We start from the raw sequence: 23,229 nt of genomic DNA on the forward strand, positions 1-23,229 counted from the left end.
TACACAGTGCATGATTATTTACATACGGTACGTATGAATGTAGCATCTTATTCATACGCTCTGTATGTATTGTCGTGGCGCCCGGTGCGCCAGGCAAGTCACTGCCCTGGAGAACCTGATGGCCACCCCCTATCGCGACCTGTTCGCGGCCCCCGGCACCGCCGGCCTCGCCCTGGCCGGGCTGCTGGCACGCCTTCCTCTACCGATGACCGGTATCGGCATCATCACCCTGCTGTCCCAGCTGCGCGGCAGCTATGCACTGGCCGGTGCGGTGTCGGCCACCTTCGTGCTGACCTACGCGTTGCTGTCGCCGCAGGTATCGCGCTGGGTCGACCGGCGAGGGCAGGGCAGGGTGCTGCCGTGGGCTACCGCGGCCAGTGCGGCCGGGTTACTGTTGCTGCTTGCGTGCACGCTGCTGGCCGCGCCGGACTGGACGCTGTTCGTTGCGGCGATGCTGGCCGGTTGCATGCCCAGCGTGTCGGCGATGGTGCGCGCGCGTTGGACCGCGATCCATCGCGGACGCCCGCAGCTGCAGACTGCGTATTCGCTGGAGACCGTGTTCGACGAGGTGACCTTCATCGCCGGGCCACCGTTGTCCATCGGGTTGTCGGTGGCGGTATGGCCGCAGGCCGGCGTGCTGGCCGCCGCCCTGCTGCTGGTGCTCGGGGTGACCGCACTGGTCCTGCAACGCGGTACCGAACCACCGCTGCAGTGCTGCGAAGGCGCAACACCCTCGCGCTCGCTGCTGCGGCAAGCGGAGATCCGCCTGCTGGCGTTGCTGATGCTGGCGATGGGTGTGATTGTCGGTACCGTCGACATCACCAGCGTGGCCTTCGCCGAACAGCGCGGGCAGCCACTGGCTGCCAGTTGGGTGCTGTCGGCCTATGCGCTGGGCAGCTGCGCGGCGGGCCTGCTGTTTGGTGCGCTGAAGCTGCAGATCCCGTTGCCGCGCCTGTTGCTGACCGGAGCAGCGGCCACTGCATTGGCCACGCTACCGCTGCTGTGGGTCGGCAGCCTGCCTGCCCTGGCCGTTGCCGTGCTGCTGGCCGGGGTGTTCTTCGCGCCGACGATGATCGTGGCGATGTCGCTGGTCGAACAGTACGTGCCCGAATCGCGCCTGACCGAAGGCATGACCTGGTTGCTGGCCGGATTGAACATCGGCGTGGCGCTGGGCGCGGCACTGTCCGGGCAGAGCGTCGATGCGGGGGGCGTGCGCAGCGGCTTTGCTGTTGCGCTGGTGGCAGGCGGTGGTGTGCTGCTGTTCGCCGTGCTCGCGCACCGTGCACTGCGCCCGTCTGCCTCGACCACATCCCCTGAAGGAATCGTCCCGTGAGCGCTTCATCGCCTGCGCACGCCGCGCCTGTGCCTCGTCATCCGTGGTGGTCGGTTTCCGCCGTCGGCCTCGCCACGTTCTCGGTGGTCACCACCGAAATGCTGCCGGTCGGCCTGCTGACCCCGATCGCCGAAGATCTCGGCGCGTCCACCGGCACCGCCGGCCTGATGATCTCGCTGCCGGCCCTGCTGGCGGCAGTATTCGCACCGCTGGTGGTGATCGCAGCCGGTGGCATCGATCGCCGTCGCATCCTGTGCGCGCTGCTTGCGCTTCTGCTGGTCGCCAACCTCGCGTCGGCGCTGGCACCGGGCATCGGCTGGCTGTTGGCCGCACGGGTGCTGGTGGGGTTCTGCATGGGCGGCATCTGGGCCATCGCCGGCGGTCTGGCTGCGCGCCTGGTGCCGGCTGACCGCATCGGCCTGGCTACCTCGATCATCTTCGGCGGCGTGGCCGCAGCGTCGGTGCTGGGCGTTCCGTTGGGCGCGCTGATCGGGGATGCAGTGGGTTGGCGCAGCGCCTTTGCAGCGATGGCGTTGTTCAGTGCGGCGGTGATGCTGCTGCATCTGCGGGTGGTTCCTGCGTTACCTGTAAGTACATCGGTGCGGCTGCGGCAGTTCGTGCAGCAGCTTGGCCAGCGCGACCTGCGGCGTGGCCTGTGGCTGACCGTGCTGCTGGTGTCCGGGCACTTCATCGCCTTCACCTACGTGCGGCCGCTGCTGACGTCCGTCTCGGGCATGGAGGCGTCGTGGATCGGGGCACTGCTGTTTGCCTACGGCCTGGCCGGCATCGCCGGCAACTTCATTGCCGGGCCGCTGGCAGCACGCCATCCGCGCGGTACGTTGCTGGCGATCGCATCGGGCCTGCTGCTGACCCCGCTGCTGTTGCTGTGGGTGGGGGGCACGCCGAGCGGTGGCATTGCGGTGCTGCTGCTATGGGGCCTGGCCTATGGCGGTGTATCGGTGGGCCTGATGAGCTGGATGATGAAAGCGGTGCCGCAGGCCGTGGAGATCGCCACCGCCCTGTATGTGGGCGTGTTCAATATCGGCATCGCGCTTGGCGCGTGGGGCGGTGGACGGCTGCTGGATGGTGTCGGGCCGTACGCCACGCTTTGGGCTGCTGCGGTGTTGGCTGCGAGCGCTCTCCTGATGGTTGCCACCACCCGCAGGTAGATCCACGCCATGCGTGGATTCCTGCCCCGTGCCAACCAAGGTTGGCACCCACCAGAGCGGGGCATGTGCCGACCAGGGTTGGCAGCTACCAGGAAATGAAACGGGCGCCTTTTGGCGCCCGTTCCGGTTACATCACCACACCTTGACCCGCTTGTCCGGGGCCAGGTACAGCTTCTGGCCTTCCTTCACTTCGAACGCCGGGTACCAGGCGTCGATGTTGCGCACGGTGAGTGCGCGGAACTGGCCCGGTGCATGCACATCAGTCAGCAGCGAGTTGCGCAGCGCCTGCTCGCGGCTCTTGCTGCGCCACGCCTGGGCGAAGCCGAGGAAGAAGCGCTGGTCGGGGGTGAAGCCTTCCAGGGTCTGGCCCGGCTTGCCCTGCAGCGACAGCTGGTAGGCATCGTAGGCGGTACCCAGGCCAGCCACGTCGGCGATGTTCTCGCCCAGGGTCAGCTTGCCGTTCACATGCACGCCCGGGAACGGCTCGTAGCTGCTGAACTGTGCGGCCAGCGCATCACCAGCGGCGTTGAACTGCTTCAGGTCTTCAGCGGTCCACCAGTTGTGCAGCTTGCCGGTCTCGTCGAAGAGCGCACCGGCGTTGTCGAAGCCGTGGCTGATCTCGTGGCCGATCACTGCGCCGATGGCGCCGTAGTTCACCGCGTCGTCGGCAGCACCGTCGAAGAACGGCGGCTGCAGGATCGCGGCCGGGAACACCAGGCGGTTCTCCAGCGGCACGTTCATCGCGTTGATGGTCTGCGGCAGCATCGCCCACTCGCTGTGGTCGACCGCCTTGCCCAGCTTGGCGATGTTGCGCTGGTACTCGAACAGTTCGGCGCGCTGCGCATTGCCCAGCGCGTCATCACGGCGGATCTCCAGGCCGGTGTAATCACGCCACTTTTCCGGGTAACCCATGCCCACGGTCAGCCCGGCCACCTTGGCCTTGGCGCTGGCCTTGGTCTGCGGAGACATCCACGCGAGCGCGTCGATGCGCTTGGCGAAGGCGGCGATGATGTTCTTCGCCATCTCGTCCGCGCGTTCCTTGGTCTTGGCGTCGAAGTGCTTCTCGACGTAACGCTTGCCGATCGCTTCGCCGATGGCATGGTTGGCGTCGTCCACTGCACGCTTCCAGCGGTCGCTCTGCTGCGGCGTGCCGCTCAGCGTGGTGCCGTGGAAGGCGAAGCGGGCATCGGCGAATTTCTTCGGCAGGTAGGCAGCGGCGCGGTCCAGCGCGTGGAAGGCCAGGTAATCCTTCCAGACATCCAGCGGCTCGGTGGCGACCAGCTTGGACAGGCCGGCCACGGCCTTGGGTTGCCAGACGATGAAGTCCTGCTGCTTGCCCAGCGCAGCCGCGTCGAGGAAGGCGTTCCAGTCCATGCCCGGCGCCTTGGCATTGAAGTCGGCCTGGGTCCAGGGATTGGCGCCCTTGGTCACATCATTGGTTTCTTCCTGAGTGGCGTGCGCCTGCGCGATCTTCGTCTCCAGCGCGAGGATGCGCTGCGCCTTGCCCGCCGGATCGGCGACACCGGCCAGCTGCAGCATCTGTGCGATGTAGGCCTGGTATTGCTTGCGCAGCTCGGCCATGCGGCCGCCGCCCAGGTAGAAGTCACGGTCGGGCATGCCCAGGCCGCCCTGCACCAGGTAGGGCGCGTTGCGGTCCGGCTGCAGCAGGTCCACCGACACCCACAGGCCGAACAGGCGGTCGGTGTAGAAGTTGGTCGCATTGAGCAGGTCGACATCGGCACGCACGTCGCCGCCGAGGGCACGGGCCAGCCCGGCCTTGTCGGCGATCGCATCGATGGCCTTCAGCTGCGGCTGCACCGGCGCGATGCCGTGCTGCTCGATGCCGGCTTCGTCCATGTAGGCGGCGTAGTAGTCGCCGATCAGCTTGTCGTCACCGCTGGCCTGGGTGTTGCCGGCGGCGCCTTCGAGAATGGCGCGGGTGTCGGCCAGGGTCTTCTCGGCGATGACGTTGAAGCTGCCGAAGCGCGAGCGGTCGGCCGGGATCTCGGTGTTCTTCACCCAAGTGCCGTTGGCGAAGCCGAAGAAATCATCGCCGGCGTTGATGCTGCGGTCCATGCCGCTGGCATCGAAGCCGAAGCTGCCCAGCATCGGCTTGGCGGCCGCAGGTGCGGCATCGGCAGGCGCGGCGGTGCCGGCAGCCGGATCGGCCGGGCGGTCGCAGGCGGCCAGGGACAGGCTGGCAACGATGGCCAGTGCCAGGGTGGGACGGCGCAGCTTGGACATGGACTTCTCTTGCAGCGGAAAACCCCAAGTCTAATCCGCTCCGCCCCGGCTGGCCCTCCCGTAGTGCCGCCCGCCCTGTGCGGGATCTGGCTGAACGCGCGGAAGCGATCTTCACGCCGTCACCGGTGTGGTGCATGCTGGCCTCAGGAGCCCTGCGCGGACACGGGGAGGTGGCCATGCGGGGGCGGGTCAGGCGTCAAGAATGGCGTCCGCCGGCCGTTGAGGTCGGGGATGTGGAGGATTCGTTCGCGCATGAAGCCAGCCGACTGCACAAGGAAGACCAACCGATGCCCGCGCTGAAACGGGCGTTGGCCCGGCCGCTGCGCGCCATTACCTGGGGCGGGGTGTTGCTGGGCATTCTGCTGGTGGCCGGGTTGACCACCATGCTGGCCAACGACCATCACCGCCGGCTGGAGGCCGCACAGCGCCAGAGCCGTGCACTGGCGGTGGGCAGCGAGCGCCTGCTGGCGCTGGAGCTGCGCAACCTGGAGCGGGCGATGTCCGGCATCGCCGCCGATGCCGTTGAAGTGTTCCGCAGCGTGCCCGCGCAGGCGCCGGCGCTGCTTGATGCCTCCATCGGCGGCGTGCTGCGCCGGCATGCCGAGCTGCACAGCATCGTGGTGCTGGACAGCTATGGCCGCGCCCTGACGGCCGGCAAAGGTGACCTGAACCTGCCGCTGTGGACCGATCCGCAGCGCCGAGGCCTGGGCAGTTCGCTGTACATCGGCCCGCCGCTGCGCGCCAGCGACGGTAGCTGGGTGGTGCCGCTGGCGCTGCCGATGGCCGGTGACCGCTGGTTGCTGGCGCGGCTGCGCTGCGGCGAACTGCAGCGCATCATCGGCGGCCTCGATGTTGGCCCGAACGGGCTGGTTTCGATCAGCGATGCGGAAGGCTACATGCTGGCCCGCGTACCGGACCCGCACGGTACGGTCGGCCGTCGCTACGATCTCCCGCATCGCGACCTGCTCGGCAAGCAGGCCGTGGTCGAGCTGGGCAGCCTGCCGGGCGCGGTCGATGGTGTGCAGCGCATCATCACCATCAGCACGCTGGAGCGCAGCCCGCTGGCGGTGCAGGTCGGGTTGGCCGATGAGGACGTGCTGGCGCCATGGTGGCCCTACCTGCAGGCGTCAGTAGCGATCGTGCTGGCCTACGTCGGGGTGCTGCTGGTCCTGCTGTACGCGGTGCGCCGCAGCACCCGCCGCCAGCAGTCGATGGCGGAGGAACTGAAGACCGGGCATGCCGAGCTGCGCCTGGCCCACCAGGTCGGGCGCGTCTGCACCTGGTACGTGGACGAGGATGCCGCACTGTTGCGCTGGTCACCGCTGGCGCGTGAGATCTTCGGCGTGCAGACCGATGCGCTGCCGGTGGCCGATTTCTTCGCGCGCGTGCATCGTGATGATGCAGCGCGCCTGCAGCAGGCCTTCGACCAGGCCTTCGCCGGTGGCGCGGTGCTCGACCAGGTGTTCCGCCTGGTACTGCCCGGAGGCGCAGTGCGCTGGGTGGGTGCACGCGGGCAGCGGGTGGAGGTGGCCGACAGCGAGCGCCGCATGATCGGTGCGCTGACCGACCTGAGCGAACGCTACCAGGCCCGCGAGCAGATGAGCGAAGTGGAACGCCGCTTCCGCCTGTTGTTCGACCGCAATCCAGCGCCGTTCTGGGTGTTCGATCCGGATACGCTGCGCTTCATCGAGGTCAACGATGCCGCCGTGCGCCAGTACGGCTACAGCCGCGAGGAATTCCTGGCGATGAGCATCCTCGACATCCGCCCGCGCGAAGGCTGGGACGAGGTGAAGGGTGCGATCGCCAAGGCCCGTGTCGGCGAGCTGCAGGATGCCACCGTGCGCCTGCACCGGCGCAAGGACGGCAGTGTGTTCGAAGTGCGCGCACACCTGTCCAAGCTCGATTTCGATGGCCAGCCCGCCTGCCTGGTGCTGGCCGAGGATGTGAGCGAGCGGCTGGCCTACGAGCGCGACCTGGCCTACCAGGCGCGGCACAACCCGGCCACCGGCCTGCTCAACGTGCGTGCGTTGACCGAACAGCTGGACGAGCAGCAGGAGGGCTACACCATCGCCTTCGTGCAGTTGCGAGGACTGCAGCTGGTGGCCGACACGCTGGGCCGCGAGATCGGCGATGCGGTGCTGCAGTCGATGGCGACCCGGCTCGGTGGCCTGGGCGCGCGCTGCGGCACGCTGGCATTCCAGCCGGCGGAGGACTTCGTGTTCGCCATCGGTGCCGAGCACGATACCCAGCGCGTGCTGGACGACCTGCTGCAGATCGTGTCGGCGCCGATGCGCGGCAAGGATTCGCTGCACCAGTTCGAGCCGCGCATCGGCGTGGCCGTGCACATTGCCGGCGACGACCACAGCGCCGAGCAGGTGATCGGCATGGCCGCACAGGCCGCGCATGCCGCGCGCGCCGAAGGCAATGTGGTGGTCTGGTTCGACGCGGCGGTGACCACGCGGTTGGCCGACCGCCTGCGCCTGGCCGGACGCATCCACGCCGCCATCGACAACGAGTTCCAGCTGTATTTCCAGCCGATCCGGCACGCCAGCGATGGCAGCCCGGCCGCGCTGGAGGCTCTGCTGCGCTGGCCGCAGGCCGATGGCAGCTTCATCCCGCCCAACGAGTTCATCCAGCTGTGTGAGGACACCGGGCTGATCCTGGCGCTGGGCCGCTGGGTGATCCGTGCGGCGGCGAAGGCGCAGCGCCGGCTGGTCGAGGCCGGTTGGGGCGAGCTGCCGATCGCGGTCAATGTATCGGCGGTGCAGTTCTTCAACAGCGACCTGGTGGCCGAGTTCACCCGCGCGCAGCAGGAGTTCGGCCTGGCCCGCGGCGCGCTGCACGTGGAGCTGACCGAGAGCAGCCTGATGCGCAAGCCGGCGCAGGCGATGCAGACCATGCAGCGGCTGCACGAGCAGGGCATCAGCGTGTCGCTGGATGACTTCGGTACCGGCTATTCCAGCATGTCCTACCTGCAGCACCTGCCGCTGGACATCCTGAAGATCGATCGCAGCTTCGTCGCCGACGTGGAAACCAACCCACGCAATGCCTCGATCTGCCGCGCGCTGCTGTCGCTGGGCCACAGCATGGGCCTGACCATCATCGCCGAGGGCGTGGAAACGCCAGGGCAGCTGGACTGGCTGGCTGCGCACGGCTGCGACCAGGTGCAGGGTTACCTGCTGGGGCGGCCGGCGCCGCTGGAACGGATCATCGAGGCGCTGGATGAGGTTGCCGCCTAAGTGGTAGTGCCGGCCGCTGGCCGGCATTCGCCCAGGACCGGGATGTGTCTGATTGCCGGCCAGCGGCCGGCACTACCGGCAAGCGCCAGACTCGGCTACACCCCGGCCTCCACCAGGTGGTCGATGAAACTGCGCACCTTCGGTGCCAGATGGCTGCGGCTGGTATAGACCGCGAAGATGCCGATCGGCGAGGCCTCCCATTCGGGCAGGATGCGCACCAGGCGGCCATCGGCCAGCGCGTCTTCCAGCAGGAAATCCGGTTGCAGGATCACGCCCATGCCGGCGATTGCTGCTTCGCGCAGCACGTCGCCGTTGTTGGCGTGCAGCAGGCTGCTCACCGCCACCTTCACTTCGCCGCCCGGCCCCTGCAGCGGCCAATGGTCGCCGGCGGCCCAGTAGCTGTAGCTCAGGCAGGCGTGGGCCTGCAGCTCCTGCGGCGTCTGTGGCGTACCGCGTGCGGCCAGGTAGGCCGGCGCGGCGCACAGGCTCACCCGCGATTCGCCCAGACGTCGCGCGATCAACGTCGGCCCCGGCTCGCGGGTGATGCGGATGGCGACGTCGTAACCTTCCTCGACCATGTCCACCAGCCGGTCGGACAGGGCCAGGTCCAGTTCCACCTGCGGGAAGCGTTCGCGGTAGCTGGCCAGCAGCGGGCCGAGGCGGGCGATGCCCCAACTGACCGGTGCGTTGATGCGCAGCGTGCCGGAGGGCTCCAGCGCCTGCGCGCCGATGCTGGCCTCCAGCGCGTCGAACTCGGCCAGCAGGCGCACGCACTGGGCGTAGTAGGCGGCACCGGCACTGGTCGGGCTGACCCGGCGCGTGGTGCGGTGGAGCAGGCGGGTGGACAGGCGCTTTTCCAGCGCGGCGACCTGGCGGGTGACGCCGGCAGTGGACATATCCAGGGCCTGGGCGGCGGCACTGAAGCCGTTGCGCTCGACCACCGCCACGAACACGCGCATCGCCTCGAGGGTGTCCATTGTTGCGCCTTTTGAAATAAATACGGTCAATCCATCGTATTTATTGGTCCACGAAGGCGCAATAACCTGTGCCCACTCCCTTCAAGGTGTTTCCCCATGCACACCACGACCGCTCCTGTTTCGCCGCTGGCCCCGTACGGCGCCACCCTGCTGCGCCTGGCCCTGGGCGTGCTGTTCCTGGTCCATGCGCTGATCAAGCTGCTGGTATTCACCCCGGCCGGCACGGCGGCGTTCTTCGAGTCGCTGGGCCTGCCCGGCGTGCTCGGCTACCTCACCATCGGCGTCGAGCTGGTGATCACCGTCGCGCTCCTGCTGGGCATCTACGCACGCTGGGTGGGCCTGGTAGGTGTGCCGCTGCTGCTGGGCACCATCGTCACCGTGCACGGCGCCAACGGCTTCGGTTTCGCCAATGCCGGCGGCGGCTGGGAATACCCGGCGTTCTGGGCACTGGCGCTGGTAGTGCTGTTCCTGGTCGGCGATGGCAAGTGGACCCTGCGTTCGCGCTGATCGCCGCCTGACCCTGCAACTGGAGAATTCCATGTCCCGCCTGCCTTCGCTGTACATCTCGCATGGTTCGCCGATGACCGCCCTGCATCCGGGCCAGGTTGGCGTGCGCCTGGCCGAGCTGGCGCGCGACCTGCCGACGCCGCGCGCCATCGTGATGGCCTCGGCGCACTGGCTGGGCCGGCAGCCGCTGGTCGGCGCGCATCCGCAGCCACCGACCATCCATGACTTCGGCGGCTTCCCGCGCGCGCTGTTTGAACTGCAGTACCCGGCGCCGGGCGATCCGGCGCTGGCCGAAGAGGTGGCCGGCCGCATCGCCGCCGCTGGCCTGCCGGTGGCACTCGACCCGCAGCGTGGCCTCGACCACGGTGCCTGGGTGCCGCTGCGGCTGCTGCGCCCGCAGGCCGACATCCCGGTGGTGCCGGTGTCGATCCAGCCGATGCTCGGCCCCGAGCACCAGTTCGCGCTCGGCCGCGCGCTGGCGCCGCTGCGCGAGCAGGGCGTGCTGCTGGTCGGCTCGGGCAGCATCACCCACAACCTGCACGACTGGGGCGACTACCAGGACGGCAAGGAAGCGCCGTACGTGCGGCCCTTCATCGAGTGGGTGGAGCAGCGCCTGGCCGCCGACGACCGCCAGGCCCTGCTCGATTACCGCCGGCAGGCGCCGTTCGCCGAACGTGCGCACCCGACCGACGAGCACCTGCTGCCGCTGTTCTTCGCGATGGGCGCGGCCGGCGAGGGCGGCTTCGGTGCACGCCGCATCGACGCCGGTATCGATGCTGGCTTCCTCGCCATGGATCTGTACCGCTTCGACGGGGCATGAGCCGGGGCTGACGCGCGGCGGCCCCGGCCGTCGCGGTCATGGCCGCATGTGGTAGTTTTTTCCGGGTTTCCGGCGCTGGCTTGCGAGCCTCCCCGCGCGCCGCTTCCTGGAAGAAGCATGCATACCATTGAAGTCGTCCTGGCGATGCTGGTGGCCGTTGTCGCCAGCGGCTACCTGGTTCGTGTCCTGCCGTTCTCGTTGCCGCTGCCGCTGGTGCAGATCGGCCTGGGTGCGGTCATCGCCGGCGTGTTCAACCGCGGCCACGCGCTGGAGCCGGAGGTGTTCTTCCTGCTGTTCCTGCCGCCGCTGCTGTTCCTGGATGGCTGGCGTATTCCCAAACAGGGCCTGTTCCGCGACAAGGGCGCGATCCTCGAGCTGGCGTTCGGCCTGGTGGTGTTCACCGTCATCGGCGCCGGCTTCCTCATCCACTGGCTGATTCCAGTGATGCCACTGGCGGTGTGCTTCGCGCTGGCGGCCATCGTGTCGCCGACCGACCCGGTGGCGGTCGGGGCCATCGCTTCCAAGGCGCCGATTCCCAAGCGCCTGATGCACATCCTTGAGGGCGAGTCGCTGCTGAACGATGCCTCGGGCCTGGTCTGCTTCCGCTTCGCGGTGGCGGCAGTGATGACCGGCACCTTCTCGCTGGCCACGGCCTCGCTGACCTTCGTATGGGTGGCGGTGGCCGGCCTTGCTGTGGGCGTGGCAGTGACGCTGGGTGTGTCCACCTTCCAGCGCTGGCTGTGGCGTCGCTTCGGCGAAGAGCCGGGCGCGGCGATGCTGGTCAACCTGCTCATTCCGTTCGCGGCCTACCTGCTGGCCGAAGAGATCCATGCCTCGGGCATCCTCGCCGCGGTCGCCGCCGGTATCGCGATGAGCTATGTCGAGCTGACCGGCCGCGTCTCCGGCAGCATGCGCGTGCAGCGCGCCGGGGTCTGGAACATGCTGCAGTTCAGCTTCAACGGCATCATGCTCGTGCTGCTGGGCGAGCAGCTGCCGGGCATCGTCGAACGCGCCACCACCACCATGAACGAGACCGGCCACCAGAGTGCGTGGTGGCTGCTGGTGTATGTGGTGGTGATCAATCTGGCACTGGTCGTGCTGCGCCTGCTGTGGGTGTGGCTGTCGCTGCGCTGGAACCTGCTGCGCGCGCGCCGTCGCGGCCTGGAGCGGGGCGAGGCGCCGAACTGGCGCATCGTGGTGGCGACCTCGGTGGCCGGCGTGCGCGGTGCGATTACCCTGGCCGGCGTGTTGACCCTGCCGCTGTTCCTGCCCGACGGCAGTGCGTTCCCGGCGCGTGACCTGGTGATCTTCCTGGCCGCGTCGGTGATCCTGTTCTCGCTGCTGGGCGCCAGCATCGCGCTGCCGCGGCTGTTGAAAGGCCTGCAGCTGCCGTCCGATTCGGGTGAGCGCAAGGAAGAGGATCTGGCGCGCCGGCTGTCGTCGAAGGCGGCGCTGGCCGGGGTCGAGCGCATGCGCCAGCAGATGGTGATGAACCAGAACACCGAGAACGTGCAGCTGTACAACGACGCCGCCTCGCGGGTCAGCCTGCTGTACCAGCGCCACCTGGAGAAGGACAGCGACGGGCCCGACGTGGACCCGGAGAAGGTGCGACGCATGGAACTGGGCTACCGCCAGCTGCGCAGCGCCGGCCTCAATGCCGAGCGCGAGGAGCTGTTCCGGCTGACCCGGCGCGGGGTGATCTCCGATGAGATCTCGCGGCGCCTGATCCGCAACCTGGACCTGCTGGAATCGCGCAAGCGCGAGTGACCCTGCCCCGAAACGTAGAGTCGGGGGGGGGGGGGGGGGGGGGGCCCGCGACGAGAACGCCCCACGCCCGGGGCGCAAACCCCCCGCGGCCGGAGCTTGCTCGACTGCTCTTTCCCAAAGCAGTCGAGCAAGCTCGACTCTACCGATCCCACGGCGCGGGTTATTCCGGCTTCTGGTCCAGGAAATACGCCTCAACCTTGCCCTTGACCTTGATGGTCATCGGGTTGCCGCGGCGGTCGCGGGCCTTGCCGGCCTGCACGCGGATCCAGCCTTCGCTGACCGAGTATTCCTCGACGTTGTCGCGCTCGACGTCGTTGAAACGCACGCCAACGCCGCGCTCCAGCGCCTGCGCATCATGGAAGGGGCTGGCCGGGTTGATCGCCAGGTGGTCGGGAGGGGTATCGCTCATCGCTTCATTCACAGTGACGGCCACCAAGGCCGGCTTCAGCGGCACAGGATAAACCGTAGAATGCCGGCCTGCCCCAGAGGAAGTTCCGCCATGCCCGACAACAGCGACTATTTCGACTTCGAGGAAGACATCCACGACTTCGACGAAGACGGCTTCGAGGCGCGGGTCTGGAACCTGCTGGTACTGATCAACCCGGGCGACGAAGAGCTGGCCCTGCAGCAGTTCAACCGCTGGCGCGAGCACCTGGCCGAGGACGGGCAGCCGCTGGAAGCGGACAGCGACTGGCTGCCAGCGCTGTTCACGGCCATCGCCTGGAAGTCCGGTTTCGAGGTGGAACGAGATGACCTGGAATCGCTGCAGTCGGCGGTGAACGAGCTGTCGGCGCGCTTCAACCTGCAGCTGGACTGGGGCGGCGACCTGGACGACGAGGACTTCGCCGAAGACCTGGACGGCGTGCAGCTGATGTCCACCGCCTTCGACCGCCTGCGCGAGCACAACTACACGCTGTGGAGCGTGGATGCCGGCAGCGACGGCTTCACCGGCGTGATGGCGCTGACCCGCGACGACGACGCGATGCTGGCGCTGTGCTCGCTGCTGAACGTGGAAATCCGGCTGGGCAGCGACCCGTTCTGAGATTGATCGGTAGCGCCGGGCCATGCCCGGCGCTCCCATCTACGGCCGGTACTGCGCCCTGGCGTTGGCGATCACCGCTTTGACCAGCGCGCGGTCGGTGTGCCTTGAGATCGCCCGCGCACCGAGCGCGATCGCCTGCGTACGCAGTTCGGCGGTGACGTCGTAGTGGGCGCCGCTGGCCTTGTTCTGGAAGGCCCGCAGGGGAATGCCGAGCTGCGCCGCCATCGCGTGCAGCTCGGCCAGGGTGTCGGCCATCAGGTGCGCCCAGCGCTGTCCGCGCCAGGGATGCACCGCGTCATCGACGTAGACCGTCACCGCCGCGGCCGGTTCAGGCCTGCGGCTTGCTGTCGCTGTCAGCGGCCGGAGCGGCCTCGGCAGCGGCTTCTTCGGCCACGTCGCCCTCGGCGGCTTCGCCTTCCTCGCCCTCAGCAGCGTCGACGCCTTCGAACTCGGCGACCAGCTTGTCCAGGTACTCGTCGGCGGTCTGCTCGGATTCGGCGGCCAGGGTGTCCAGCAGCTTCTGCAGCAGTTCGGAGTACTCCAGGTTGACCTTGCGGCCTTCCTTCTCCTGCACGTTGGCCAGGTGCTTGAGCATGGCCAGCATCGGCACCGGGTTCTCGGCGTTGCCCATGGTCTGGCCGCCGATGGCCAGCAGCCACTCACGGCCCTGCAGGCCGATGGCCGCGACCACCTGGCCGTCTTCGTTGGTCAGCACGGCATGGTTCTGCACCTGCTGCTGGGCGTTCAGGCGGAGGAACGGGCGCTTGGCCTGCTGCTTCTTGCGCTTGTCGCGCTTGGCCTTGGAGTTCTGGGACATGGGGTGGAGTCACCTGGAAACGGAAAGACCGCCATTGTAGCGGGTGCGCCGGGTCATGCCCCTGGTGGGTGCGGACCTTGGTCCGCACGCTTTTCCCGGATGTGCGGACCAAGGTCCGCATCTACCGTTTACTTTGCCGGCCCCTGCGCGGCCTGCACGTCCGGGTCGGCGGCGGGGGCCGACAGCCCCACCTGCGGGCCGGCACCGGCCAGGGCGGCCGCTTCGGCGGCCTGGGTCATCACCACGATGCTGATGCGTCGGTTGATCGGGTTCTGCGGGTCGGCCTTGTCGAACAGCACCGACGAAGACAGGCCGACCACGCGGGTGATCTTGCTGTCCTCCAGGCCGCCGTCCACCAGTGCGCGCCGTGCGGCGTTGGCACGATCGGCGCTCAGTTCCCAGTTGCCGTAGCCGCGCGCGGCCGAATAGGCGGTGATGTCGGTGTGGCCGGTCAGGCTGATCCGGTTCGGCACGTGGTTCAGGTAATTGGCCAGCTCGTGCAGGATCTGCTGCGTGTACGGCTTCAGCGTGGCGCTGCCGAGGTCGAACATCGGCCGGTTCTGCTTGTCCACGATCTGGATGCGCAGGCCTTCCGGGGTCAGGTCCAGCAGCAGCTGGTCCTTGAACGGCTCCAGTGCCTGGCTCTTGCTGATCGCTTCCTGCAGTTCCTTCATCAGCGCTTCCAGCTGCTGCTTGTCGCGCTGCTGCTGGTCCACCGGCTGCGGCACGGCTTCCTTCTGGTTCTGGAAGGGATCGTTGCTGCTGCCCCGCGAGATGTCGGTGGCACCGCCGAGCTTGATCATCGAGGTGCTGGCGCCACCCGGGCCGGCCATGCCGGGCGCCGGCGTGGCGTTCTGCCCGCTCAGCGGGCTGGGGTTGCGGAAGTACTCGGAAATGGCCGCACGGTCGTTCTTGTTGGTGGTGGCCATCAGCCACAGCACCAGGAAGAACGCCATCATCGCGGTCACGAAGTCGGCATAGGCCACCTTCCACGAACCGCCATGATGGGCGGCGTGGCCGGCCTTCTTGACCCGGCGGACGATGACGGTGGGCTTGGTCTCGGCCATGGCTTACTTGACCGTCTTCAGGTGCTGCTCGAAATCGGAGAAGGCCGGGCGCACGTTCGACGGCAGCGTCTTGCGGGCGAATTCCAGCGCGATCTTCGGGTTGTAGCCACGCAGGCAGGCCAGCAGCGCGGTCTTCACCGATTCGTAGATGCGGCTGTCCTGCTCGGCGCGCGCTTCCATCGCGGCCGCCATCGGGCCGACGAAACCGTAGCCCAGCAGGATGCCCAGGAAGGTGCCGACCAGCGCGCCGGCCACATGGCCGCCGACCTCGACGATATCCCCGCCGATCGAACCCATGGTGATGACGATGCCGAGCACCGCCGCGACGATGCCGAAACCGGGCAGTCCGTCGGCGACCTTGGTCAGCACCTGCGACGGCGCCATGGCCTCGGCGTGGTGCTTTTCCAGCTCCAGTTCCAGCAGCGGCTCCAGCTCGTGTGGCTCGATGTTGCTGCCGATCATCAGGCGCAGGCAGTCGGTGATGAAGTCGATCAGGTGGTGGTCGGCCTGCACCTTGGGGTAGTTGCCGAACAGCGCGCTTTCGGCCGGGCGCTCGACGTGGTCTTCCAGCGCCATGAAGCCTTCGCGGCGGGCCTTGTTGAGCAGTTCATAGAGCAGGCTGAGGACATCGATGTAGTCCTGCTGCTTGTAGCGCGGGCCCTTGAACACGCCGACCATGGCCTGCAGGGTCTGCTTGACCGTCTTGGCCGGGGTGCCGACCAGGAAGGCGCCGAGCGCGGCGCCACCGATGATGACCAGCTCGTAGGGCTGCCAGAGGGCACCCAGGCGGCCGTGGGCACCGAGATAGCCCCCGATCACGCTGACGATGACGACCAGGAATCCAACGATGATGAGCATGGGGCGACGCAAGGAGAGGGGATATCTCCTTGTCGGCCCGTCGCCCGGTTTTCTGAAGAGGGAATTCTGTGAAATCGGTCAGCGGGGTGTTTCAGCCCGCCACGCCGCTTTCTGCGCCGCCACGCTGCAACGGGTCGGGCCAGGGCTCGCCATTGCCGGTGAACGAAAGTGAGACGGAGTTCAGGCAGTGGCGCTCGTAGGTGGGCGGCGGGCCGTCCGGGAAAACGTGACCCAGGTGGCTGCCGCAGCGCGCGCAGGTGATCTCGGTGCGGACCATGCCGTGGCTGGTATCGCGGATTTCGCGCACGTGTGCCGGGTCGAACGGGGCGAAGAAGCTCGGCCAACCGGTGCCGGAATCGAACTTGGTGCTGGAGCGGAACAGCGGCAGTGCGCACAGCCGGCAGCAGTAGACGCCCTCGCGCTTGTTGTCGAGGAACACGCCGCAGAACGGCGCCTCGGTACCGTGCTGCAGCAGCACGCGGCGCTCTTCACTGCTGAGGCCGGCGATCAGCGCCTCGGTCTGGGTGGCGGTGGGGGGCGTCAGGTCGAAGGCAGTCATGGCGGCGCTCCGTGGGGTTGATGGCCTGGGGATGGCGGAAAACGTGGGGGTGCCGGCGCGCGCTTGCAAGTGTGATGGCCGTTCATGGCCGGCACACAGGTGCAGGTGCAAGGTAAATGTGATCCACGCCGGAGCGTGATATGAAACTGACCCTTTCCCTGCTGTTGATGGCCCTGTTGCCCCTGGTCGCGCAGGCCCAGGTACCGACGTCGTCGAGCCCGACCGCCACCCGCAGTGCCACCACCGTGGCACCGCAGCCGGTGATGCCGCCGCCGCAGGCCGCTCGCCCGCAGCCGCAGGTCCTGCCGTCGCCGCAGCCGGCGCAGCCGATCAGGTCCACCGGTCCCGCCCAGATCGCGCCCACCCCGGCGCCGAAGCCGACCGACAAGGTGTACGACCGCAATGGCCGCATCGTGCCTGGCGTGCGCCCGGCCGGTCCGAACCGCGTGTTCGATTCGCGTACCGGCCGCTATTACGACAGCGTGCCGGCCGGCGATGGCCAGCAGATCAAGCGCTGATCTAGGGTGCCAAACGAGGTTGGCGGCTACCGCACGCTGTCCGGCCTGAACGCACGAAAACAACCCGCTGCAGATCACTGCTTTTTCGCCTGCGATTAACCGTTCCGGGACCAACGTGACCGTGCGCCGGCATTGCGCCGCCGCATGTCCTTCGTCCACTGGATCGCGATCATGAAAAACCAGCAGAACCGTCATCCCGGCAAGGAACCGCAGGGCCGCAACCCGCAGCAACAGCAACAGCAGCAACAGCAACAGCAACAGATGGACCCGCAGCAGCCGCACAAGGGTGGCAAGCAGCAGGAACAGCGCTCGCAGAAGCATCCGCAGCAGCGCTGACGGACCCGGGGGTCAGAGCCCGCTGCACGGGATCTGGCCCCACTACCGTTCCGGACTCAATCCGGAATCGGCAGGCTCAGCGTTTCCTTCACTTCTTCCATCACGATGTAGCTCTTCGACTCTCGTACATGCGGCAGTGTCAGCAAGGTGCTGCCGAGCAGCTTGCGGTAGGAGGCCATTTCGTTGATCCGTGCCTTCAGCAGGTAATCGAAGTCGCCCGAGACCAGATGGCACTCCAGCACGTTGGGCAGCTTCAGGGCCGCGCGCCGGAACTCTTCGAAGATGTCGCCGGACTTGTAGGCCAGGCTGATCTCCACGAACACCAGCAGGCTGGCTTTCACCGCCGCCGGGTCGAGGTGGGCGTGGTAGCCGGTGATCACCCCTTCGCGCTCGAGCCGGCGCACGCGCTCGGTGCACGGGGTGGTCGACAGGCCGACCCGCTCGCCCAGTTCGGTGAAGGAGATACGGCCCTCGGCCTGCAGGATGCGCAGGATCTTGCGATCGATCTTGTCCAGTTCGCGGGTACGGGTGGCCATGGCCGTCAACCTTGGGGAATGAATTGCAGGGGAACATCCTGCCGGTTGATTGCAAATCAGGCAAATCAACTGGGAATGGCTGTCTATACTTCCCCAATTATGGTCCCGGCACGCTCCAGTGCAGGGAATGATCGGGTTGGAGAAGTCCCATGCGAGTCCTAGTTCTCGGCAGCGGCGTGATCGGCACCACCAGTGCCTGGTACCTGCGACAGGCCGGGTTTGAAGTCACGGTCATCGACCGCCAACCCGGCCCGGCGCTGGAAACCAGCTTTGCCAATGCCGGCCAGCTGTCGTTCGGCTACACCTCGCCGTGGGCCGCCCCGGGCGTGCCGAAGAAGGCCATCGGTTGGCTGTTCGAGAAGCATGCGCCGCTGGCGATCAAGCCGGGCATGGACCTGGCCCAGTACCGCTGGCTGTGGCAGATGCTGCGCAACTGCACCCACGAGCGCTACGCGATCAACAAGGCGCGCATGGTGCGCATGTCCGAGTACAGCCGCGACTGCCTGAACGAGCTGCGCGCGCAGATCGGCATCGAGTTCGAAGGCCGCGACCTGGGCACCACCCAGCTGTTCCGCACCCAGCAGCAGCTGGATGCCTCGGCGCAGGACATCGAGATCCTGGCCCAGTACGGCGTGCCGTACGAGGTACTGGACCGCGCCGGCATCATCCAGGCCGAACCGGCCCTGGCCCATGTCGATGGCCTGGTCGGCGCGCTGCGCCTGCCGCGTGACCAGACCGGCGACTGCCAGCTGTTCACCCGCCGCCTGGCGCAGATGTGCGTGGATGCCGGGGTCGAGTTCCGTTTCGACCAGGACATCACCGGCCTGGAATTCGATGGCGACCGCATCACCGGCGTACGCATCGACGGCAAGCTGGAAACCGCCGACCGCTTCGTGGTCGCGCTCGGCAGCTACTCGCCGGCGCTGGTCGCATCGTTGGGCATGCGCCTGCCGGTGTATCCGCTGAAGGGTTACTCGCTGACCTTGCCGATCACCGACCCGGCGATGGCGCCGACCTCGACCATCCTCGATGAGAGCTACAAGGTGGCGGTGACCCGCTTCGACGACCGCATCCGCGTCGGTGGCATGGCCGAAGTGGCCGGCTTCGACCTGTCGCTGTCGCAGCGCCGTCGCGAGACCCTGGAGCTGGTGGTCAGCGATCTCTACCCGAAGGGCGGTGACCTGTCGCGCGCGCAGTTCTGGACCGGCCTGCGCCCGGCCACGCCGGACGGTACGCCGGTGATCGGCGCCACGCCATTCCGCAACCTGTACCTCAACACCGGCCACGGCACGCTGGGCTGGACCATGGCCTGCGGCTCGGGCCGCTACCTGGCCGACCTGATGAGCGCGCGCCAGCCGCAGATCAGCACCGAAGGCCTGGATATTTTCCGCTACGGCCAGTACGGTCACGCGTCGCAACAAGAGAACCGCACATGCGTCCTGCCCGCGCGCTGATCGATCTGGGCGCCCTGCGCAGCAACTACCGGCTCGCCCGTGAACTGGGCGGTGGCAAGGCCCTGGCGATCATCAAGGCCGATGCCTATGGCCACGGCGCAGTGCGCTGTGCGCAGGCACTGGAAGGCGAGGCCGATGGTTTCGGCGTGGCCACCATCGAAGAGGCGCTGGAACTGCGCCAGGCCAGCATCCGTGCGCCGATCCTGCTGCTGGAAGGCATCTTCGAGCCCAGCGACATGGCGCTGGTGGCCGAGCATGATTTCTGGTTCGCCGTCGGCTCGCCGTGGCAGCTGGAAGCCGTCGCTGCCTTCGACAGTCCGCGTCCGTTGACGGTGTGGCTGAAGCTGGACAGCGGCATGCATCGCCTCGGCCTGGACGTGGACGGCTTCCGTGCGGCGCATGCGCGCCTGTCGGCGCTGCCGCAGGTCGAGCGCATCGTGCTGATGACCCACCTGGCACGCGCCGACGAGCTGGACAGCGAGCGCACCCACGAGCAGGCCGCGACCTTCGCCCGCGCCACTGACGGGTTGGAAGGCGAGACCAGTGTGTGCAACTCGCCGGCGCTGCTGGGCTGGCCGGATGTACGCAGCGACTGGGTGCGCCCGGGCCTGATGCTGTACGGCGCCAATCCGCTGCCTGACAACACCGTACTGACCGAGCGCCTGCGCCCGGTGATGACGATGCAGTCGAAGGTGATCGCCGAGCGCTGGATCGAGGCCGGTGAGCCGGTGGGTTATGGCGCCCGCTTCGTGGCCAAGGCACGCACCCGCGTGGGCGTGGTCGCGCTCGGCTATGCCGACGGTTATCCGCAGTTCGCCCCGAATGGCACCCCGGTGCTGATCGATGGTCAGCCCGGTGCCCTGATCGGGCGCGTGTCGATGGACATGCTGACCGTGGACCTGACCGCGCACGCGCAGGCCGGCATCGGCAGCGTGGTGGAACTGTGGGGCAGTGCACCGACGCTGTCCGAACTGGCGCCGCGCTGCGGCGTGAGTGCGTACCAGCTGCCGTGCGCGGTCAAGCGCGTGGCGAAGGTCTATCAGGATTGACCGAACGCTGGCCGTGCACGGCTCTGGTAGCGGCCGACCTTGGTCGGCGCTGTGAATGCGTGTCGACCAAGGTCGACACCTACCGGTGGGTCGCGCCGCCCGGGATCATCGCGCCGCGGTGGCCTGGCTGGTCAGCTGCCGCTTCACCCAGTCATCGATCAGGCGCTTCTCGTAGCGCAGCGGATCACTGTCGCTCTTCAGCCCCAGGTTGTGCAGGTAGCCGGTATCGCTGAGGCGCGCATCGCCCTCGCTGACGATACGGCCGCTGGCGTCCTTCAACGTGTACTGCAGGCTGATCCGCGGCGGGTAGATGTCACGCATGATCCGGATGTCGCGGCCACGCGGGCCATGCCACGGCTCGTAGTCACCGGCGCGCTTGATGTCGACCAGGGTCACATCGAGGGTCTGCCCAGGCTGCAGCGGCTTGGCGGCGGTGGTCTGCAGGTAGCGTGCCAGCTGCTGTACCCAGTCGCCACGCTCGGCCTCGAAGCGGTTGGTGCTCTGGCGGATCTCGGTGAATTTGGCCGGGTCCTCCCATTTCACGCTGACCGGGCCATCGGCCTGCAACGCACGTGGCGCGTCCGCATCGGTCACGGTGCGCGGTGCAGCGGCGGCGCCGCCCGCCACCAGGGCGCCTGCCAGCAGGGCAATCGCGAGTGAGCGTTTCATGACGGTCTCCTGCGTCCCCGCGATGGGGACGATGTTGATCACAGATCGAGTGTGATCCTGCGGCCGGGGCGCCGCAATGGCAGATTGCGTCATGCGCAAGAGTGGTTGCCGCCAATTCATCGTCGTCAACCATGACTGACGGCGCTTGACGCTGTGAATACGCGCTTTGGAAGATGCTGTGCCTCCAACCCGGCCTGCACTGACGCCCTTGTCCACACTGCCGCCCCTCGTGGAGCGCCCACCGATGATGGTGCCGGCGCCCGAACCCGACCTGCATCATGGCGTGCTTGAGCGCATCAACGCCGGTTTCTGCGTGATCCAGGTGCTGTTCGAGGGCGATCGTGCGGTCGACTATCGTTTCATCGAGGTCAACGACGCCTTCGAGCGCCACACCGGCCTGAAGGATGCGCGTGGCCAGCGCATGACGGCGCTGGAACCGGGCCACGAGGAAGACTGGTTCCGCATCTACGGCGAAGTTGCCCGCAGTGGCCGGCCGGCACAGTTCGAGATGGAAGCGCGTGCGCTGGGCCGCTCGTTCGCGGTGGATGCGGTGCGCGTGGGCCGCCCGGGTGAGGACAAGGTCGGCATCCTGTTCTTCGACATCACCGCGCGCAAGCAGATGGAAGTGGAGCTGGGCGAAAGTGAAGCCCGCTTCAGTGCGCTGGCCGACGGTCTGCCGATGCCGGTGTGGGTGCTCGACGAGCGCGGCCATGCCCGTTTCGTCAACAGCGCTTTCAGTGAGTTCTTCGGCGGCGACGAGACGCGCGTGCCGGAAGACGTCTGGCGTGGCCTGGTGCACCCGGACGATGCGTCGGTGTTCGAGTACGAACTGCAGGAAGCGCTGAAGGCGCAGCGGTCGATGCATGCGCTGGTGCGGGCCCGACGCGCCGATGGCGACTGGCGTTGGCTGGAGATGAACGCGCGTCCGCGCTTCTCGCGGATGGGCCGCTTCATCGGCCTGGCCGGCAGCAGCCCGGACGTGACCGAACGCCGCGAGATCGAACTGGCCCGCGAGGAGCTGCTGCAGTCCGAGCGTGCCGCGCGCAGCGCAGCCGAGAACATGGCGCGGCTGAAGGACGAGTTCCTGGCCACGCTGTCGCATGAACTGCGTACGCCACTGACCACCATCCTCGGTTGGAGCGAGCTGCTGCTGCAGCGCGTGGACAACACCAGCCCGCTGTACAAGGGCCTGAACGTGATTGCCAACAGCGCCGGTGCGCAGAAGCGGCTGATCTCGGACATGCTCGACCTCAGCAGCATGCTGCTGGGCAAGGTGCAGCTGGAGGTGGAGATACTGGACCTGCGCGACCTGCTGGGCGAAGCCATCGGCGCGCAGGAGCTGGTCGCCGAAGGCAAGGCGCTGGACGTGAGCCTGCAGCTGCCGGAGCAGCCCAGCCTGGTGCTGGGCGATGCCACCCGCCTGCAGCAGGTGTTGTGGAACCTGCTGTCGAATGCGATCAAGTTCACCCCGGCCGAAGGCCGCATCGATCTGCAGCTGCAGGCCGACGGCAACCACTGGGTGATCACCGTGCGCGACACCGGCGACGGCATCGCGCCCGAATTCCTCAATCATCTGTTCAGCCGCTTCCGCCAGGCCGATGGCACCACCACCCGACGCCATGGTGGCCTCGGCCTGGGTCTGGCAATCGTGCAGCAGCTGGTCGAACTGCATGGCGGTACCGTCACCGCTGCCAGCGAGGGCCATGGCCACGGCGCCACCTTCACCGTACGCTTGCCGCAGCACATTCCCGATGCCGAACGGCGGCCGCTGCGCGAAGTGATCAGCGGACCGATCCTGGAGCCGGTGATCGTCGAACCGTATCCGCTGCGCGGCATGCACGTGCTGGCGGTGGAAGACCAGCCGGAAGTGCTGGAGTACCTGCGGCGCATGCTGGAAGAGCAGGGCGCAAGCGTGTCGGCAGCCAGCTCGGCCGGTGAAGCGCTGGCGCTGCTGGCCGATACCGGGCACCTGCAGTACCACGTGATGCTGACCGACATCGGCATGCCGGGCATGGATGGCTATGGCCTGGTGCGCACGCTGCGCGAGGACATGGGCGTGGATGCGATGACCCTGCCGGCGGTTGCTGTGACCGCGCTGGCACGTGCCGATGACCGGCGCCGAGCGCTGGCGTCGGGCTTCCAGGAGCACGTGGCCAAGCCGTACTCGGTGGCACAGCTGGTGGCTGCGGTACGCAAAGTGCAGGTGCCACGCGCGGACAGCGCGCTGCACTGAGCATTCACGGCCGATCGGCGACCCTGCACGCAGGA

22 protein-coding genes are annotated in these 23,229 nt (G+C 67.7%); 12 read left to right on the top strand and 10 right to left on the bottom strand.

Annotation, left to right across the window (positions count from 1 at the left end; all coding sequences use genetic code 11):
- Positions 1–118: 118 nt before the first annotated feature.
- Both V3B25_RS19945 and V3B25_RS19950 read left to right on the top strand, forming a co-directional pair.
- A complete protein-coding gene (locus V3B25_RS19945) occupies positions 119–1,333 on the top strand; it encodes an MFS transporter (RefSeq protein ID WP_329811443.1) in 1,215 nt (404 codons plus the stop codon).
- Positions 1,330–2,502 carry an MFS transporter gene (locus tag V3B25_RS19950; RefSeq protein ID WP_329811444.1) on the top strand — a complete coding sequence of 391 codons (1,173 nt, stop codon included), beginning with the start codon at positions 1,330–1,332 and terminating at the stop codon, positions 2,500–2,502. The genes V3B25_RS19945 and V3B25_RS19950 overlap by 4 nt, the downstream gene beginning before the upstream one ends.
- A 132-nt stretch (positions 2,503–2,634) precedes the next feature.
- Here V3B25_RS19950 and V3B25_RS19955 read toward each other — a convergent pair whose 3' ends face one another.
- Positions 2,635–4,746, bottom strand: a complete 2,112-nt coding sequence (locus tag V3B25_RS19955) for a M13 family metallopeptidase (protein WP_032128756.1) — start codon at positions 4,744–4,746, stop codon at positions 2,635–2,637.
- Between the two features lie 176 nt (positions 4,747–4,922).
- On the opposite strand from V3B25_RS19955, the gene V3B25_RS19960 reads away from it, so the two are divergent.
- A complete protein-coding gene (locus V3B25_RS19960) occupies positions 4,923–7,985 on the top strand; it encodes an EAL domain-containing protein (RefSeq protein WP_329811451.1) in 3,063 nt (1,020 codons plus the stop codon).
- A gap of 95 nt (positions 7,986–8,080) precedes the next feature.
- Here the strand turns inward: V3B25_RS19960 and V3B25_RS19965 are convergent, their stop codons facing one another.
- Positions 8,081–8,962: a LysR family transcriptional regulator gene (locus V3B25_RS19965; RefSeq protein WP_049424802.1), complete on the bottom strand. Its 882-nt coding sequence runs from the start codon at positions 8,960–8,962 to the stop codon at positions 8,081–8,083.
- A 96-nt stretch (positions 8,963–9,058) separates the two neighbouring features.
- Here V3B25_RS19965 and V3B25_RS19970 point away from each other — a divergent pair, with 96 nt between their 5' ends.
- The 3 genes from V3B25_RS19970 (at position 9,059) to V3B25_RS19980 (ending at position 12,056) form a co-directional block, all read left to right on the top strand.
- On the top strand, positions 9,059–9,469 hold the full coding sequence (locus V3B25_RS19970; RefSeq protein ID WP_049424804.1) for a DoxX family protein: 411 nt from the start codon (positions 9,059–9,061) through the stop codon (positions 9,467–9,469).
- A gap of 31 nt (positions 9,470–9,500) precedes the next feature.
- On the top strand, positions 9,501–10,289 hold the full coding sequence (locus tag V3B25_RS19975) for a class III extradiol ring-cleavage dioxygenase (protein ID WP_049424806.1): 789 nt from the start codon (positions 9,501–9,503) through the stop codon (positions 10,287–10,289).
- Positions 10,290–10,406: 117 nt separating this feature from the next.
- Entirely contained in the window at positions 10,407–12,056 is a 1,650-nt protein-coding gene (locus V3B25_RS19980; RefSeq protein WP_329811445.1) for a Na+/H+ antiporter, read from the top strand.
- Positions 12,057–12,216: 160 nt separating this feature from the next.
- Here the strand turns inward: V3B25_RS19980 and V3B25_RS19985 are convergent, their stop codons facing one another.
- Positions 12,217–12,465, bottom strand: coding sequence for a DUF3297 family protein (locus V3B25_RS19985; RefSeq protein WP_032128750.1), 249 nt, complete (start codon positions 12,463–12,465; stop codon positions 12,217–12,219).
- Positions 12,466–12,555: 90 nt separating this feature from the next.
- Here V3B25_RS19985 and V3B25_RS19990 point away from each other — a divergent pair, with 90 nt between their 5' ends.
- Entirely contained in the window at positions 12,556–13,098 is a 543-nt protein-coding gene (locus tag V3B25_RS19990; protein WP_329811446.1) for a hypothetical protein, read from the top strand.
- A gap of 39 nt (positions 13,099–13,137) precedes the next feature.
- Here V3B25_RS19990 and V3B25_RS19995 read toward each other — a convergent pair whose 3' ends face one another.
- From V3B25_RS19995 to msrB, 5 genes are all read right to left on the bottom strand, one after another.
- Positions 13,138–13,413 (bottom strand): DUF4031 domain-containing protein, encoded by a 276-nt coding sequence (locus V3B25_RS19995; protein ID WP_132809056.1) that lies wholly within the window; start codon positions 13,411–13,413, stop codon positions 13,138–13,140.
- A gap of 13 nt (positions 13,414–13,426) precedes the next feature.
- Entirely contained in the window at positions 13,427–13,915 is a 489-nt protein-coding gene (locus V3B25_RS20000) for a hypothetical protein (RefSeq protein WP_005407913.1), read from the bottom strand.
- Positions 13,916–14,043: 128 nt separating this feature from the next.
- Positions 14,044–14,982 carry a flagellar motor protein MotB gene (motB, locus tag V3B25_RS20005; RefSeq protein WP_049398339.1) on the bottom strand — a complete coding sequence of 313 codons (939 nt, stop codon included), beginning with the start codon at positions 14,980–14,982 and terminating at the stop codon, positions 14,044–14,046.
- 3 nt (positions 14,983–14,985) lie between these two features.
- Complete coding sequence (gene motA, locus V3B25_RS20010) at positions 14,986–15,840, bottom strand: flagellar motor stator protein MotA (protein ID WP_032128746.1); 855 nt, start codon at positions 15,838–15,840, stop codon at positions 14,986–14,988.
- 91 nt (positions 15,841–15,931) lie between these two features.
- Positions 15,932–16,399 (bottom strand): peptide-methionine (R)-S-oxide reductase MsrB, encoded by a 468-nt coding sequence (gene msrB / locus V3B25_RS20015; RefSeq protein WP_005415117.1) that lies wholly within the window; start codon positions 16,397–16,399, stop codon positions 15,932–15,934.
- Between the two features lie 140 nt (positions 16,400–16,539).
- Between msrB and V3B25_RS20020 the strand changes: the two genes are divergently transcribed.
- Entirely contained in the window at positions 16,540–16,917 is a 378-nt protein-coding gene (locus tag V3B25_RS20020) for a classical arabinogalactan protein 4 (RefSeq protein ID WP_329811447.1), read from the top strand.
- Positions 16,918–17,061: 144 nt separating this feature from the next.
- Positions 17,062–17,253 (top strand): lana protein, encoded by a 192-nt coding sequence (locus tag V3B25_RS20025; RefSeq protein WP_135272167.1) that lies wholly within the window; start codon positions 17,062–17,064, stop codon positions 17,251–17,253.
- 56 nt (positions 17,254–17,309) lie between these two features.
- Here V3B25_RS20025 and V3B25_RS20030 read toward each other — a convergent pair whose 3' ends face one another.
- A complete protein-coding gene (locus V3B25_RS20030) occupies positions 17,310–17,789 on the bottom strand; it encodes a winged helix-turn-helix transcriptional regulator (protein WP_329811448.1) in 480 nt (159 codons plus the stop codon).
- Positions 17,790–17,938: 149 nt separating this feature from the next.
- Between V3B25_RS20030 and V3B25_RS20035 the strand changes: the two genes are divergently transcribed.
- Together V3B25_RS20035 and alr are read left to right on the top strand one after the other, a co-directional pair.
- Complete coding sequence (locus tag V3B25_RS20035) at positions 17,939–19,243, top strand: D-amino acid dehydrogenase (RefSeq protein WP_049424813.1); 1,305 nt, start codon at positions 17,939–17,941, stop codon at positions 19,241–19,243.
- On the top strand, positions 19,222–20,292 hold the full coding sequence (gene alr, locus V3B25_RS20040) for an alanine racemase (protein ID WP_329811449.1): 1,071 nt from the start codon (positions 19,222–19,224) through the stop codon (positions 20,290–20,292). Before V3B25_RS20035 ends, alr begins: the two co-directional genes overlap by 22 nt.
- 105 nt (positions 20,293–20,397) lie before the next feature.
- On the opposite strand, the gene V3B25_RS20045 is transcribed toward alr, so the two are convergent.
- Complete coding sequence (locus V3B25_RS20045; RefSeq protein WP_329811450.1) at positions 20,398–20,961, bottom strand: DUF3016 domain-containing protein; 564 nt, start codon at positions 20,959–20,961, stop codon at positions 20,398–20,400.
- A 244-nt stretch (positions 20,962–21,205) separates the two neighbouring features.
- Here V3B25_RS20045 and V3B25_RS20050 point away from each other — a divergent pair, with 244 nt between their 5' ends.
- Positions 21,206–23,194 carry an ATP-binding protein gene (locus V3B25_RS20050; RefSeq protein WP_049424820.1) on the top strand — a complete coding sequence of 663 codons (1,989 nt, stop codon included), beginning with the start codon at positions 21,206–21,208 and terminating at the stop codon, positions 23,192–23,194.
- Positions 23,195–23,229: the final 35 nt, after the last annotated feature.

Origin of the sequence: Stenotrophomonas sp. SMYL8 (assembly GCF_036320065.1) — a bacterium.
Classification (GTDB): Bacteria; Pseudomonadota; Gammaproteobacteria; order Xanthomonadales; family Xanthomonadaceae; genus Stenotrophomonas; species Stenotrophomonas maltophilia_A.

Bases quoted from the DNA above. Each gene is read 5' to 3' on its own strand.
- V3B25_RS20045 (WP_329811450.1), bottom strand. From the start codon at position 20,961: ATGAAACGCTCACTCGCGATTGCCCTGCTGGCAGGCGCCCTGGTGGCG.
- motA (WP_032128746.1), bottom strand. From the start codon at position 15,840: ATGCTCATCATCGTTGGATTCCTGGTCGTCATCGTCAGCGTGATCGGG.
- V3B25_RS19965 (WP_049424802.1), bottom strand. From the start codon at position 8,962: ATGGACACCCTCGAGGCGATGCGCGTGTTCGTGGCGGTGGTCGAGCGC.
- V3B25_RS19975 (WP_049424806.1), top strand. From the start codon at position 9,501: ATGTCCCGCCTGCCTTCGCTGTACATCTCGCATGGTTCGCCGATGACC.
- motB (WP_049398339.1), bottom strand. From the start codon at position 14,982: ATGGCCGAGACCAAGCCCACCGTCATCGTCCGCCGGGTCAAGAAGGCC.
- V3B25_RS20035 (WP_049424813.1), top strand. From the start codon at position 17,939: ATGCGAGTCCTAGTTCTCGGCAGCGGCGTGATCGGCACCACCAGTGCC.
- V3B25_RS20030 (WP_329811448.1), bottom strand. From the start codon at position 17,789: ATGGCCACCCGTACCCGCGAACTGGACAAGATCGATCGCAAGATCCTG.
- alr (WP_329811449.1), top strand. From the start codon at position 19,222: ATGCGTCCTGCCCGCGCGCTGATCGATCTGGGCGCCCTGCGCAGCAAC.
- msrB (WP_005415117.1), bottom strand. From the start codon at position 16,399: ATGACTGCCTTCGACCTGACGCCCCCCACCGCCACCCAGACCGAGGCG.
- V3B25_RS19990 (WP_329811446.1), top strand. From the start codon at position 12,556: ATGCCCGACAACAGCGACTATTTCGACTTCGAGGAAGACATCCACGAC.
- V3B25_RS19980 (WP_329811445.1), top strand. From the start codon at position 10,407: ATGCATACCATTGAAGTCGTCCTGGCGATGCTGGTGGCCGTTGTCGCC.
- V3B25_RS19955 (WP_032128756.1), bottom strand. From the start codon at position 4,746: ATGTCCAAGCTGCGCCGTCCCACCCTGGCACTGGCCATCGTTGCCAGC.
- V3B25_RS20050 (WP_049424820.1), top strand. From the start codon at position 21,206: ATGATGGTGCCGGCGCCCGAACCCGACCTGCATCATGGCGTGCTTGAG.
- V3B25_RS20000 (WP_005407913.1), bottom strand. From the start codon at position 13,915: ATGTCCCAGAACTCCAAGGCCAAGCGCGACAAGCGCAAGAAGCAGCAG.
- V3B25_RS20025 (WP_135272167.1), top strand. From the start codon at position 17,062: ATGTCCTTCGTCCACTGGATCGCGATCATGAAAAACCAGCAGAACCGT.
- V3B25_RS19960 (WP_329811451.1), top strand. From the start codon at position 4,923: ATGCGGGGGCGGGTCAGGCGTCAAGAATGGCGTCCGCCGGCCGTTGAG.
- V3B25_RS19945 (WP_329811443.1), top strand. From the start codon at position 119: ATGGCCACCCCCTATCGCGACCTGTTCGCGGCCCCCGGCACCGCCGGC.
- V3B25_RS19970 (WP_049424804.1), top strand. From the start codon at position 9,059: ATGCACACCACGACCGCTCCTGTTTCGCCGCTGGCCCCGTACGGCGCC.
- V3B25_RS19985 (WP_032128750.1), bottom strand. From the start codon at position 12,465: ATGAGCGATACCCCTCCCGACCACCTGGCGATCAACCCGGCCAGCCCC.
- V3B25_RS20020 (WP_329811447.1), top strand. From the start codon at position 16,540: ATGAAACTGACCCTTTCCCTGCTGTTGATGGCCCTGTTGCCCCTGGTC.